The organism is Sphingobium lactosutens DS20, assembly GCF_000445105.1.
Classification (GTDB): Bacteria; Pseudomonadota; Alphaproteobacteria; order Sphingomonadales; family Sphingomonadaceae; genus Sphingobium; species Sphingobium lactosutens.
Map to the genome: position 1 here is coordinate 193,129 of NZ_ATDP01000103.1, position 13,164 is coordinate 206,292.

General features: G+C 65.9%; 16 protein-coding genes and 1 pseudogene. 2 read left to right on the forward strand and 15 right to left on the reverse strand.

What is annotated here, in order from left to right:
* Positions 1-47 precede the first annotated feature (47 nt).
* From rlxS to RLDS_RS48235, 6 genes are all read right to left on the reverse strand, one after another.
* Positions 48-2,024, reverse strand: coding sequence for a relaxase/mobilization nuclease RlxS (rlxS, locus tag RLDS_RS48215; RefSeq protein WP_021227595.1), 1,977 nt, complete (start codon positions 2,022-2,024; stop codon positions 48-50).
* Positions 2,025-2,324: 300 nt separating this feature from the next.
* Complete coding sequence (locus tag RLDS_RS57225) at positions 2,325-2,453, reverse strand: hypothetical protein (RefSeq protein ID WP_021227596.1); 129 nt, start codon at positions 2,451-2,453, stop codon at positions 2,325-2,327.
* A gap of 210 nt (positions 2,454-2,663) precedes the next feature.
* Entirely contained in the window at positions 2,664-3,320 is a 657-nt protein-coding gene (locus tag RLDS_RS48220) for a lytic transglycosylase domain-containing protein (RefSeq protein WP_021227597.1), read from the reverse strand.
* On the reverse strand, positions 3,308-3,895 hold the full coding sequence (locus RLDS_RS48225; protein WP_021227598.1) for a S26 family signal peptidase: 588 nt from the start codon (positions 3,893-3,895) through the stop codon (positions 3,308-3,310). The genes RLDS_RS48220 and RLDS_RS48225 overlap by 13 nt, the downstream gene beginning before the upstream one ends.
* Complete coding sequence (locus tag RLDS_RS48230) at positions 3,888-4,127, reverse strand: helix-turn-helix domain-containing protein (RefSeq protein WP_021227599.1); 240 nt, start codon at positions 4,125-4,127, stop codon at positions 3,888-3,890. Before RLDS_RS48230 ends, RLDS_RS48225 begins: the two co-directional genes overlap by 8 nt.
* Before the next feature lie 225 nt (positions 4,128-4,352).
* Positions 4,353-4,670 (reverse strand): DUF736 domain-containing protein, encoded by a 318-nt coding sequence (locus tag RLDS_RS48235; protein ID WP_021227600.1) that lies wholly within the window; start codon positions 4,668-4,670, stop codon positions 4,353-4,355.
* Positions 4,671-5,608: 938 nt separating this feature from the next.
* On the opposite strand from RLDS_RS48235, the gene RLDS_RS56370 reads away from it, so the two are divergent.
* Positions 5,609-5,785, forward strand: a complete 177-nt coding sequence (locus tag RLDS_RS56370) for a hypothetical protein (RefSeq protein ID WP_161626749.1) — start codon at positions 5,609-5,611, stop codon at positions 5,783-5,785.
* Between the two features lie 50 nt (positions 5,786-5,835).
* On the opposite strand, the gene RLDS_RS0128690 is transcribed toward RLDS_RS56370, so the two are convergent.
* From RLDS_RS0128690 to RLDS_RS48270, 8 genes and pseudogenes are all read right to left on the reverse strand, one after another.
* Positions 5,836-6,387, reverse strand: coding sequence for a hypothetical protein (locus tag RLDS_RS0128690; protein ID WP_021227602.1), 552 nt, complete (start codon positions 6,385-6,387; stop codon positions 5,836-5,838).
* Positions 6,387-8,285 (reverse strand): ParB/RepB/Spo0J family partition protein, encoded by a 1,899-nt coding sequence (locus tag RLDS_RS48240; RefSeq protein WP_021227603.1) that lies wholly within the window; start codon positions 8,283-8,285, stop codon positions 6,387-6,389. The genes RLDS_RS0128690 and RLDS_RS48240 overlap by 1 nt, the downstream gene beginning before the upstream one ends.
* Before the next feature lie 88 nt (positions 8,286-8,373).
* Positions 8,374-8,829: a DUF2958 domain-containing protein gene (locus RLDS_RS48245; RefSeq protein ID WP_021227604.1), complete on the reverse strand. Its 456-nt coding sequence runs from the start codon at positions 8,827-8,829 to the stop codon at positions 8,374-8,376.
* Positions 8,826-9,089: pseudogene (locus tag RLDS_RS57040) on the reverse strand (zincin-like metallopeptidase domain-containing protein); the annotation flags it as partial. The gene RLDS_RS48245 and the pseudogene RLDS_RS57040, both read right to left, overlap by 4 nt.
* Before the next feature lie 378 nt (positions 9,090-9,467).
* Positions 9,468-10,817 (reverse strand): dihydrolipoyl dehydrogenase family protein, encoded by a 1,350-nt coding sequence (locus RLDS_RS48255; RefSeq protein WP_016744716.1) that lies wholly within the window; start codon positions 10,815-10,817, stop codon positions 9,468-9,470.
* Positions 10,799-11,578 (reverse strand): organomercurial lyase, encoded by a 780-nt coding sequence (gene merB, locus RLDS_RS48260; RefSeq protein ID WP_021224338.1) that lies wholly within the window; start codon positions 11,576-11,578, stop codon positions 10,799-10,801. Before merB ends, RLDS_RS48255 begins: the two co-directional genes overlap by 19 nt.
* A gap of 12 nt (positions 11,579-11,590) precedes the next feature.
* On the reverse strand, positions 11,591-11,815 hold the full coding sequence (locus RLDS_RS48265; RefSeq protein ID WP_021224337.1) for a GDCCVxC domain-containing (seleno)protein: 225 nt from the start codon (positions 11,813-11,815) through the stop codon (positions 11,591-11,593).
* Positions 11,808-12,167 carry a hypothetical protein gene (locus RLDS_RS48270; RefSeq protein WP_021224336.1) on the reverse strand — a complete coding sequence of 120 codons (360 nt, stop codon included), beginning with the start codon at positions 12,165-12,167 and terminating at the stop codon, positions 11,808-11,810. The genes RLDS_RS48265 and RLDS_RS48270 overlap by 8 nt, the downstream gene beginning before the upstream one ends.
* Before the next feature lie 74 nt (positions 12,168-12,241).
* Here RLDS_RS48270 and RLDS_RS48275 point away from each other — a divergent pair, with 74 nt between their 5' ends.
* The gene (locus RLDS_RS48275; protein WP_016744720.1) at positions 12,242-12,658 is read left to right on the forward strand and encodes a MerR family transcriptional regulator; all 417 of its coding nucleotides are present in this window, start codon (positions 12,242-12,244) and stop codon (positions 12,656-12,658) included.
* Between the two features lie 3 nt (positions 12,659-12,661).
* Here RLDS_RS48275 and RLDS_RS48280 read toward each other — a convergent pair.
* Positions 12,662-13,164: zincin-like metallopeptidase domain-containing protein (locus tag RLDS_RS48280; protein WP_021224335.1), on the reverse strand; the 503-nt coding region annotated here is incomplete at its 5' end.

The window sequence follows — 13,164 nt, forward strand, 5'->3', positions numbered from 1 at the left end:
ATTCGAAGCGGTCATTCGCCTACCGGCCAGACCCAGTCATTCCCCCATCATGAAATCGACGGCCCGCTGCGCTGCCTGCCGATCGTCCAATTGATGCTGTCACCGCGCATGAGGCCGGACACCTTCTTGCCGATGTGGCGATCCAGAACCGGCCGCCACGGAACGAGGGTGAACTCCCGGCTGTTCTCAATCAGGGCGTAGCGGCCGGAAGCAAGCTCGACGGGGCGACGATAAATGCCGTCAATCCGCTCGCCCGGCCTGGGCTCGGTATAGGCGAGGCCGAGCTGGTCGGAGAGCTGACCGGTGATCAGGTTCAGTTCCCGACGGCGTAGCGTCGAGAGCAGGTTCGCGCGGACCATCACGCGTCCCTGTTCTTCCTGTGCCAGCCCTTCCGCGATCAGCCACTGCCGTCGCCGGTCAATGGCTTCCCGGACCTCGGCCCCGAACCCGGCCTCACGCAGCGGCATCGGATCGGCCGAGAGCAGTTCGCGATCGAGCCAGGTTGCGCCGTCGGCTCCGGCCTGCCGATCCAGCGGCAGGGAAGCCAGGGTATGGACGATCACGGGTGTTGCCTTCGCACGGTGCGCCTCGAACGCCGCCGCCCGCTCGACATGGTCAGGCGCGATAACCCATGTGCCATCCGCCTCGCGCTCCACGCTACCCTTGGCTTTACGCATGGCCTCCAGCCTGCGGACATGGGTTTCAGCAAAGCTCTCGGTCGCGGCTGGATCATGACGCAGATGCAGGTCGATGGAATAGCGCCCGCCATGGGCAGCGGCGACCTCGGCAATCGTGCGGTCCACCGCCCGCGCCTCGATCGATTCCGGCTCGATGCGCACGACAGCGCCGGGCGGGATCGGCTCCACCGCCTCGCCCTTGCCGATGTCGACATAATGGCTGCGCCCATCGATCCCGTCGACGATCAGATAATGGCGGTCATCCAGTTCCTCGGACAGGCCTCGCTCGACCACCCGCCCGACGATAGGCGTCATCCGCGCGGGATCGGCGATCACATAGTCGCCCGGCGCCCGCTCCAGGCCATGCTCGGTGAAGGCACGCTGCATCATGCGGATGATGTCGCCGCGTTCCCCCATACGGCGCAGCACATCGTCCATGCCCTCGGCCAGTCGCCAGCGCCCCGGTTCGACCTCATCGGCCAGCCCCAGTCGCCCGAGCTTCTGGAGCCGGCCAGCGCGCAGGCTCTGCTGCAACGGATCGGCCAAGGACGTTACCACCGCGCGGTCGCTATCCATGTCGCGAAGCAGCCGGCGATCGATACTGGTCAACCGCTCCTGATCCATCTCGCAACGAAGCCGATCCTCGATCTCGATGTCGGCACGCGGGCCAAGGTCCAGCGACACCAGCTCCGCCGCCCGCTCGCGAATGCCTTGCGTGATATAGTCGCGGGCAATGACGAGATCATATCCGCGCTCATCCTTCCCGCGCAGGATGATATGGGTATGGGGACGGCCGGTGTTGAAGTGATCGGCAGCGACCCAATCCAGCTTCGTGCCCAAATCCTGCTCCATCTGCGTCATGAGGCGGCGGGTCAGGGATTGGAGGTCATCATAATGCTGGCCGTCTTCCGGCGAAACGATGAAGCGGAACTGGTGCGGGTCGCCGTCCGCCCGATCGAGGAAGGCGCGGCCATCGACCTTGTCCTGATCGGCCGAATAGAGCTGGCCCGGCGCGCCGTCGCGGGTGACGCCATCGCGCTGGATGTAGCGCAGGTGCGCACGGGCAGCATTCATACCCTTGGCACGGTCAAGGCGAACGATCCGAGATTTGACGATGACCCGGCGCTGCCGCCACGCCGCGAAATGATCGCGCGAGGCGAGCACGCGGCCAACACCGACACCCACGCCGGAGCGGTTGCCGTGAAAGCGACCACGCTGCCCTCCCGGTCCCGCCATGCCGCCCGCCAGATTGGTGGCGCGCAGCACCTGGCTCATATAGCTCCTGCCGCGCCGGATCGGCGTGGTGCGCATCCGGCCGAGCCGGGGTTCGACATCATCATCCTCCATGACGGGACACCTGACCGGGCGGAACGCGCCAAAGCAGCCATGGCGCCATAAGAAAAGGCCTCAATTCAGCAGCTTGAACCGGCCATAGCACCATGTCCCCGATAGTGGCGCCATACCAAAAGTCAGAAAAAACGATGTGCAGACAACGGCTTATGGCGTGATGTCCGGAGGGCATGGCGCCATTTCTTTCATCTTGCCTTAGCCCCATCCCCACGATCACAGACCTTTCTTCCGATCCGGCGCCTCCCTCGAGAAGCAGAGAGAGCAGGAGCGGCATTGCCGGCCGCTTCCAATTCCTCCTTAGCCATCGGGTCGATCCCGTGCCGCCAGGGCGGCCTCCAGTTCGGCCTTGATCTGCCGAATTTCGGCTGGATCCTCGTTCCATTCGAGTTCGGCCCGAAGCTCGTCGATATGCTGCTGAAGTGTCATTTTGACCTCCTGATCCTGAAAGACAGGAGGCTGCGCCCGGCAGGGAGCGGGCCGGGTCAAGGACCGCGAAGCGGCCGCGCCAGCGGCGATGGGGGTGCCGATTTTGCGTCAGCAAAATTGGGGGTACCATCGTCCTTGAGGCGGCCTGCTGCCTGCCGGACACTGGGAATGACTGAGCGGATTTTTTCCTCTCGTCAGGGCGCCGCGCTGTCATCTGGAACCCTCCGCCCGCGGTGCTGATGGTGCGATAATGAGAGACCGGGGCGCGGTCGCGTCATCCTTGGAGGCGGGGCTGGCCGCGGGCTTCAAGGCGACATTGAGGGTGAAGAAGAGCTGCGTACCCGACAGGACTGGAGGGGGCATGGGGGCCTTCGCCGAGGTAGCCTCGATATAGAGGCGCGTCTCGGCGGGCAGCGCCCGGCCTGATCGCAGATGCTCGGAATAGCGACCTGGGCCTGCATTATAGGCTGCAAATAGGCCGGGATAGCCAAAGCTGTCATACATGATGCGCAGATAGGCCGTGCCCGCCAGGATATTGTCGTGCGGATCGTGCGGATCGGAACCCAGACCATGCCGGGCGCGCATCGCCGCCCAGGTTCCCGGCATCAATTGCATGAGGCCCATCGCCCCTGCCCGGCTGACGATCGGGTGTCCGTCAAGATGCGTATGCCCCCCGCTTTCCGCCTTCATGACCGCGACAATCCAGGCTTCGGGCACGCCAAAGCGCTGGGCCGCTTGCGTGATGAGGGGGCGCCAGCGTTCGATCGCAGCGCCTGCCGCCGCGCGCGGCATCTCCCGCTGCGCCGTACCGGGATCCGGCGACATCAGCAGCATGGCTGCGGCAAGGATGCGGATCAGCGGAGCCATAGCGGGTTCGCCTTGCCGATGATCGCTTCGGGTTCCAGCGGCCCGAAATAGCGGCTGTCGAAAGAGTCCGCGCGGTCCATCAGAAGGAAAAGACGACTGCCCCCTAACGTCTCGCAGCCTTCCCATCTTGGCAGGATGCGGCCCATGCGGTCGCGGACGAGCCGCTTGGCGACAGGGGCTCCATTCACATAGATTGCGTCCCCGAGCGCACAAACATCGTCGCCGTCGCGGGCGACGATTCGCTTCAGCAGCGGAACATTGGCCGGTATATAATGACGTGAGGCGGCAAGTTGGCGTACCCTTGCCGGCATATGGGCCAGGACCATATCGCCGCGTGCAAGCGGGACGCCGGGATGAACGCGCCACAGGCCGATCGGTGCGCTGGCCGACGCGTTCCACACGAGCCGTGGCGCGGGGCATATCAGATAATCGAGTGCCGTCGCCGCACCCATGAGGCCGGTGCCGATAGTGATCAGAAGAAGAATGGGCCTGCGCCTGAACCGGCTTTGCCGGGTAAGCGGCGGCACCCATTCGAGCAACGGCGCGGGGGCCTGTCGGCGCGGGCGCTTAGGCATCGCGCCCTCCTTTGTCGGTGTCGCCCTGGGTGCTGCGCGACCAGCTATCGAGATCGTCGATATGGTAGCGGACGAACCGACCGTGCCGGCGGAAGCTTGGTCCCAGACCGTTCCAGCGCATCTGTTCGAGCGTGCGATAGCTCAGGCCAATATAATGGGCGGCCTGCGCGGTATTGAGAAATGGACTGCCCTTGCGCGCCTGCTCGGCGCGCGCGATTTCACTCTCGCCCATGATCGTCTCTCCTGCCGACCGCGTGGGTGAAATGGCGGTCCGACGGGGTGGTGATCGGGGTTGGAGCGCAGGCGCGGGAGTGTCGATTTGCGCCCTTCGAAATTCGACACCCCCTTGGTCCAGTCCCCCGGGCGGCTTGGTCCCTCCTTTGCAGCTGCTCGCTTGGCTGATTTTTTTCGGCGATATGATCAGACCCCCGCGCCGTGCGGCGCGGGGGTCTTCAGGTCAGTCCGGGTTCCAGATGAGGGCATAGCTGTCCTCGTCATCCTGGCCGGCGGCGCGCCCAAGATTGGCATAGATGGTGCGGGCGCCAAGCTCCGGGGCCGCCATGGCGACGCGGATATATTCCCGGCCCGAGACTTCGCCGGTACGGATCCACCCGCCGCCCAACTCGCTGCCGCCAGTAAGGATGCGGTAATCGGGCTGATCGCCGACCTTGCCGCGATTGGGGATGATTTCGATCTCGGCGCGGACCGCGAGGGTCTTGAGGACGCCCTTGAAGCTGCCGTTTTCCAGGCGCTGAACATATCCGATGGCAGGCATGATAAGTCTCCTTCAAACTGCCCTGCGGCCGATCCGCCGGGCGTGCGGACCGTTCGGCAGCGCGAGGCGAGCCACCGAACCGGCAGGCCGTAGCGGCAAGCGGAGGACCGGAGGACGCGCCGCCATTTGGAGCGAAGCGACCGCGAGGAGCCGGAACGGCGGGGAAATGGGGGCGGGCCGATGGTTTCGTGAGGCGACCGAGACGCTGCCAGGTCAACGCACTCAGCCAGGCGTGATCGGCGACAGTGACAAGAAGGAAAGACAAGCCCTCGCCATCCTTGTGGAGCCCCTGAAAATCGCAACGCCCCGGCACCGATCAACCCGTGATCCGCTCGATATGGAGGCCCGTTTTCGACAAGCCGCGCGCCGTGCCTTATCGCAATGCCCACTATGGATCTGCGAATGGGTGACGTGCGATCGATGCTGCGGGGATGGGCGCAATAGGCCTGCTGGCGCTTGCGCCCATGTCGCCTGCGCAAGCGACCAACCCGCGCCATCTATGCCAATCTCGGGCGCGCAGTCGAAAGGGACGCTGCGCCATGTCAGCGATGGCGATACATGCCGGCTGACGAGCGGCGAGCTCGTCCCTTTCGCGGGGATCGACGCGCCTGAAACCCAGGCTTGTAACGCAAAATATGCGGCCGAACGCCGCCGGGGTGAAGCGGCAAAAACATGGCTCAAAAGGCGAGATCGAAGGCAGCAATCCTCGCTTCGAGCGGGTCCGCCGCAGCTATGCCCGGACGGTCGCGATGGTGAGACTTCAGGGCAGGGATCTGGCTGCGAGGCTGGTGGCCAGATACCATGCCAACGGGTGGCCGCGCGGTCGCGCGAAGCCCGACTGGTGCCGATCTCACCGAGGCATCGGTCCATAGCGACATGGCGTAACAACCGGAACATCGCGCACGGTCGCAGGTTGGGTTGCAGACGGCAGGAGAGCGATGATGGAACCCGATCCCAAGGACGGCGCACAGGATCAGGCCGATGTGCAGGACGATCAGATCGATGATGTGCCGCAGGAAGGTCGCAGCGAGCCGCCTGGCGATGCGGACGATATTGCCCGCGACACGACCGAAGAAGAGGCTGCGCGCAAGGAAGAACAGGATCGCAAGCGGTAGCGATGATCCGCGCCCCGGCCCGCTCATGCGGGCCGGGGCGCGACCGATTTTCAGGCCAGAAAGCGTAAGGGCGGCACCAACAGATCACCCGCAGCGAAATGGGCCATGATCGCCTCATAGCTGCCCAGCCTCTTGGCGCGGTCGATGTCGATGACCAGCCTATCATCTTCGTCAGCAGCAAAGAGGCGAACCTCGCCGGCTCCATTGAACACCGCGCGTTCCGGGCCGAACTGCGCGGCGCAGCCGCCCGACCAGCGGACATAGGACAGGCCATGGCTTGCGCAAAATCCTTCCAGCAGATCGACCCGTCCCCATGCGACCTCATGCGCGTAGAGAGATAGCGATGCGTCGCTCGGGAAGTCGTCTGCCGTGAAGGCGTCCGCGTCATAATCGCGAGCCAGCCCTTCATTCTGGATGCAGGCAAGGAGATCGCCGCGCAGCGCGGCGGGTAGATCGCCGCCCAGCGTAATGGAGAGAGAAACCCGGTCTACCATGATGAAAATCCCGATAAGCGCGCCGGGGCCGGAACCGCGACGGCGCGCCGATTTTTCGAAGGCAATGGCGAGGCGGGCGGCGACGAAGCGCCGCCCGCGCGATACCATCAGGCCGCAAGCCGGGCGTCTCCTTCCTCACCGTCGTCAGGCAGCGACATGACGCTGGCGGGGGTAGCGGGATCGGGCATGTCCGGTTCGGCTCTGGCGCTGTCATGCGCCTCCTTCGCTTTCATCGCCGCCCCATGGGCCGCGATGGTTCCGGCTCCACCACGCTGCGAATAGCCCGAGGGTGGGAACTGCATCCAGCGTGGCACCCAGCGATCTTTCTTGTCGCGGCCATTGGTGCCGTCGAGCGCATCACGGATGATGGCCTTCAAGGTCTTTGTCTTCTCGTTCGCATTGGAGGCCGCAACCGAGGGGCTGGTGACGTCCGCGACCAGATGGCCCACTATCTCGCGGTCGCGCAGCAGCTCGAAAAAGGCGGCATCGGCCTGCCAATAGTCGGCCATGTCGATGCCAAGATGGAGGCCAACGGCATCGACGGCGGCGCTGCCGCTGGCGAGGCTTTCGCCCATGACGATGGCGATCAGATCCATGACCTGCGCATCATCAAGATCGAGCAGGGTGAGGAAAAGCGCGACAAGGCCGGTATTGGGGCCGAAGTCGCCGCCAAGCCCGCCGATGATGGCGGGTTCTTCCGCGTCGAAGCCGAGCAGGGCCAGCGCCTTGCGCCGCATATGGTCGAAATCCGCCTCGCCGACCGCATTCTCGATGCTTTCCGCGACCGCTTCATTCCGGCTGGTCTGCGGTTCGACATCGACCCGCCAGAGGGGCGAACCGACGATGACATGGGCCACCATCAGGCGCAGTGCGACAGTGGGGGCACTGGTGAGGGCGGCGCGCACGGCGGCATGGCGATGAAGGTCGAGATAGGTCGCCATGGTCGAGGTGATTTCGGGGCGCACGACCTTCCCGCCTGTTCCTGCGCACTGCCCTTTTTCGATCCGCTCGGCTTCCTTGCGGGTCAGATAGCCTTCATGGAAGATGACTTCACCGGTGCCGCGCACATCGACATAGATGCGGCCACCATGGCGCTTGCTTGCCTTCACATATTCCCATGTCGAGAAATGCTCGGCGGGCGGCACGATGACGACCTCATTCCAGCCCTCGTCCAGACAGGCTTCTCGCCGGTCGTGGATGGCGGCGTCCTGCGCCTTCCAGAAGCCGTCGGCATCGGCGAAATAGGCATGCTCGCCGAACAGGTCGGCGATGACGGCAAGGCCGCTCGCTTCGACATCGAACAGGGCATGATGGGTGCCGATGGACTGGCCGCCCAGGAGCCAGGCCTTTAGCTGATGGCCCACAGGCGTGTGGGCATCCTCATCGTCCAGCAGGGCAAGCCATGCCTTTTGCTGGCTCTTGGATGCGAGCGTCAGATGGCGGACGGTCGCCCGATCGATCTCGTCGGCGGCATAGAGGCGGCGGATGCGGGGCAGAAGATTGCCCAGCGCCAGCACCCGCCTGACGGTGAGTTCGGGCAGGCCGAAGGTTGCGGCGATGTCGTGCGTCTTGCGCCCTTCCTTCACCAACCGGGTGAAGCTCTCCCACTGGGTCACTTCATCGGCATCGCGCCGGGCCATATTTTCGATCATCGAGGCTTCCACGGCGTCGGCGTCGTCGCCCTCTTCAAGGATGGCGCAGGGCAGCAGCGCGATTTCGCTGTCGGCCTCGCCCATGGCCCGCTTCTCCGCCGCGACGATCATGGCGGCATGATAGCGGCGGGAACCAGCGAGGATTTCGAAGGCATCGGGCGCGCACCGTTGACCTTCGGTCGCCTCCAGCCCGACAAGCTCGGGACAGGGATTGGGGCGCACGATGATCGGCTGGATCACGCCGCGCTTGCGCACGGTCGGCAGGATGTCCGACACATCGGGAGCGCTTCTGGAAAAGCGCATATTGGCCTTGCTGACTGACAGCTTGTCGAGCGGGATGAAATCGAGTTTCATGGGTCTACTCCTTGTGAGTGCCGGGCCGTCGATCTTTGGCGAGTTGGGCGGCCCGGCTTTACGGAAATGCGGCGTTACGCGCCGCGCGTCATCCTGCCGCTCCTTGGAATGGATCGGTCGGAAGGTCGAAAGCCGCATCGGCCGCGGCGTGTCTCAGAAGCTGTTCGGCGTGAATGATAGAGCCTGCACGTCGGGCGGTAGCCGCCCAGCGGGACAGACTGTGGGGGCTATAAAATCCCTCATCGCGCTCGATCCGCATGCCGTAGGGCAGTCGGACGCTCTCAATCTCCATAAGGGAGAAGACGCCCATTTCCGGGCATCCGAAGCCAAGGTCGGCGAGGCCGAAGAGCGTATCGCCGTCTTCATAAAGTTCGGTGGCCAGCCAAGTGGCGGCGCCCAGTGGATTGAAGAATTTGACCGCTGGTCGCAGCGAGTCACGCGCGTCACAGCGAGGATCGAACGTCTCTCCCCGCGCTCGGCTGGCAGCGCTGCGACAAGCATTGGCGCGCAGCGCCTGACGAATATCGGGAGTGAGGAGGATCATGCCGCCTTCCTTTCCTGTTCGACGGTGCTGGCCGGTTCGGCGGTGCTGGTCGGTTCCTCAATGCCCGCGACGGCGCCCTGTGATTCGCGATGGCGGGACAGCAGCCAATCGGCCGCCTTGCTGGCGGCACCTGCGGCGCGGAAGATGGCGCGATTATCCTCGCGCAGCACCTCCAGCCATGAGCCGATATAATCGGCATGGCGCACGGTCGGCACGATGCCCAGCGCCGCGCAGAGGAAGGCGGACCCCATTTCGGCGACATATCCTGACAGTCCAGCCCAAAATGGCGGTTGGAAGGTGAAAACCATCGGTTGCCTCCAGCACTGCCCAAAAGCCCCATGGCCTCCCCCGAGGCGGGGGTGGGCGGCGAGAGCGACCGGAGAGGCCTGCTGAAGCGGCGGGCTGCACCCGCAGGGGCGAAATGAAATGGAGCAGCCCGGCGAAGCCGAGGCTTGCAGCGCGCCGCGGCGGGCCTAGCAGGGAGCGCCGACCACTCCCGCATCGAGGGAGAGGCCAAAAAATCGGAGCCGCCGCGCAAGCGGCGTCCGCTTAATGGCGGGCGACAGCCCGCATCGACATGCATCGCGAAGCGGCCGATCGCGCGAGGGATCGGCCGCCATGGCAGTGGCGCTCGTGCGTTAAGTCAGCATGTAGCCGACGTCGGAGGCGCCGGTCGGATAGGCGAACATGGTGGAGCGAAGATCGGCCGCGGTGAGGCCGTGGCGGATTGCCAGACCGAAAACGTTGATTACCTCGTCGGCGTTCGGCCCCACGAGATGCGCGCCGAGGATGAGGTCCGTGTCCTCGTCGATCAGCAGCTTATGGCCGTAGACCGGCTCGGCGAGGCGGCGGGCGGTGAACCAGTCTGGCGTCGAGGCTGCGTTGACCCGGAGCGCGACGCCGCCGCGGCGCGCCGCCTCCTCTGACAGTCCGACGGCGGCGATCGGCGGCAGAGTGAAGGCCACGCTCGGCACGCCGCGATAGTCCGGCTGGTGCGTCGGGCCATCCAGGAGGTTGGCGGCAACTACCTTGGCATCGTGGCTGGACACCGGCGTCAGCCGCGGCCCGACTCCGGCAGCGTCGCCGGCGGCATAGACCCGCGGGTTGGAAATGCTCCGCAGATGCGCGTCGAGCTGCAGGCGCCCGTCCTGCACCGCCACCTCGCCGGCGGACAGGTCGAGCGCCTTGAGGTCAGGACCGCGCCCGGCGGCATGAACGACGAGATCGGCGGCGACGCTGAGATCAGGCTCGCCCTGGCGCTCGGCGTGGACCAGCAGACCGCTCCCGCTGCGCTCGACCCGGGTAACGGTGGCACCGGTCTCGACGCGGATGCCGAGCGCCTCGAACCGGGGCGTCAGCCAGCCCACCAGGTCGGGATCGAAGTGCGGCAGGAGCCGCTCGGCCCGCTGTAGGATGGTGACCTCTGCGCCCGCTCGGGCCGCCAGATGCGAGAACTCCGCAGCGACATAGCCGCCGCCGATCAGCACGATCCGGCGCGGCAGGGCCTGAAGCTCCAGGAACGCATCGCTTGTGCTCACCAGATCTTCGCCCGGAATGCCGAGCGGGACTGGACGCGCGCCGCTGGCGATCAGGATATGGCGGGCCCGCAATGTCCGGCCTTCCACCACGATCGTGTCTGGGCCGGCAAAGCGAGCAACACCGTGTAATGCGTCGACACCGAGCTCGGCGTAGCGGTGCGCCTGCTTGGCGGGGATCGGATCGGTGAAGGTCCGCTTGAACGCCATCAGGTCGGGCCAGTCGATCGCCAGCGTGCCGTCGACGCCATGTCTGGCCATGCGCCTTGCCGCGTCGATCGCTTCCTCGCCGCTGACCAGCATCCTCTTGGGATCGCAGCCACGCAGCGCACAGGTGCCGCCGAACGGACGGTGATCGATGACGGCGACGGACCATCCAGCGGCACGGACCCGGCCGACCGCGACCTGCGCTGCCGTGCCACTGCCGATGACGATCAGGTCGTAGGAAGCCATGGTCGCATCTCCATCCGCATCGGCGCAAAAATCGCGCGCCCAACCTCGAGCGCTTCGGCCAGGCACAGACGAATGCCGTCATCGGCTCCGACCGGACCGCTCGCGCACCAGGCCGCCAGATGATCGTCATCGCAGAAGAAGGCCTGCAAGGTGCAGAGCGACGATGCCGCGCAGCCACTGGCATAGCGACGGCCGGACCAGACGACGATCGCGCCCGGCTCAACCTCTTCCAGCTCGCGGCCGCGGCTGGGGGTATGGATGGCGAGCGTGCGCCGGCACTGGCGGCAGGCCGAGCGGATCATGCAGTCCCGCTCCAGCATGGCGCCGATCCCCAACGCGTCGATGGCGCACATGGCGCTCATGGTCACTCCGCTGACTTCGACTTGATGTTCGCTGGGGCCGTCGGTGAACGGATAGGCGCCGGTCACCCGGCCCGCGCCGTCGAGGACCACGAGATCGCGCCCGGCGAGCCGCTGCAGGGCCGAGCCGACCTCGCCGGAGGGGAGTCCCGATGCGGCGGCGATCTGTGCCGGCACCGGCGAGCGACCATCGGCAGCATAGGCTTGAAGCACGGCGCGCCGGACCCGCTCCTCGACGCCGTCCATCCCGCGCCACTTCGAACCGATGAACGCCGCGAACAGTGCCGTCAGGGCTGCGCGGGCGCTGGGTGTTGTGACTGCGCTCCAGTCCGGGACAACGGCACCGCCGGGAAATGTAACCGTCGATCCAAAGGCGGCTTCAGCGGATGATGCGCGCGCCATCGCCCGCCCTCCTCAGCCGCAGCACGCCTTGCCGCCGCTCTCCTGGATCGGCGGACAGGGCACGTCGCCGTAGGAGCAATAGACGCAGCAATCGCCCGGCTTGGGCTTGAGGACCGCGCCGCAACCCCGGCAGTCGTAGAAATACTGGCAGGCATTGGTCGGCATGGTCTCCGTCGCCCGATGACCGCAGTGGGGACAGGTCAGCGTCGAGCGCAGCTCGGGGGTGGCATCAGACATAGCGATAGCCTGCCCAGAGCAGGGCCGCACCGAGCAGCAATCCGATGAGCGTGAGAACACGCATCCAGCGCGGCGTGCATATGCCGCCCGGCCCACAGCGCGCCGCCGTAACTTGCTGGCGCAACAGCAGCGCCGCGCCGGCAAGCAGGCACAATGCGCCAATGAGGAGAAGCGGCGTGCGATACGGCGCGGCGACAATGGCCACGCCGCCGAGCCAAGCTGCGCCGATCCCGGCGGATGCGAAGAGGATCGGCAGCGCACAGCAGGCGGCGACGCCGAACGCCGCAGCGATCCCCGCCAGCGTGAGCGTGGCGGTGCCGATCCCCTTAGGCGGGCTTGGCGTCTGGGTCACGGGCGACTCCTTGTGGCGGGCATTGAGCTGTCCTAACATCTGTAGCGACTACAGACTCAAGAGGTATTTTGGGGATGGCCGCAACCGGCGCGATCCAGATCGGCGAACTCTCACGCCGCACCGGATGCAACATCGAGACGATCCGCTATTACGAGCGGATCGGGCTGCTGCCCGCTCCGCCGCGGCGGGGCCGCTACCGCAGCTATGGCCGGGAGGACGTGGCTCGCCTGGGCTTCGTGCGCCGCGCGAGGGAGCTGGGCTTTACCCTGGACGAGGTACGCGCCTTGCTCGGACTCGCGGTTGGCGGTCAGGCCTCCTGCGCCGAGGTGCGCGAGCTCGCGGCGTCGCACCTGAAGGACGTACGCGCGCGGATCGCGGACCTCAAGCGGATGGAACGGGTTCTGGCCGACTCGGTGCGCGCCTGCGATGCCGGTCGGGATCCGGGCTGTCCGCTGCTCGACACACTTGGCGCCGAAGTGCGGGTCGCGTGAGCATTACGGCTGTCGGGCGTGCATCCAGTCGGCTGCCGCCTGCGCCTTGCTCGCCGCGGTGAAGATCGCCCGAGGCTCGTCCTTGAGCAGTTGCAGCCAGGAGGCGATGTAGGCCGCATGATCGGGTCGCGGTTCGTGCGCGATCCCAAGATCGGCGAGCAGGAACGATGCGGTCAGTTCGGCGGTCGCTTCCTCCATGGCGAGCGCGTGCCTGGTCCACTTGGCGCTGAAATCCCGGTCAAGCCGATGGGCTGCGCCACTGGCATGAGCCGCTTCGTGAATGTGGGTGGCGTAGAAGCCGTGGGCATCGTGGAAGGCGCTGAAATCCGGCATGTGAATGCGGTCTTCGGCGATATGATAATAGGCGCTGGCCGAGCCGTAGACAGTATCGATGCCGAGCGCGGCGATGAAGGCTTCGGCGGCGGCGAGGCGTTCGCTCTCAGGCAGGTCCGGCGCCGGTTCGGGCGCGTAGCCATCGACCTGATCGGCGTTGAACAGGCTGAACG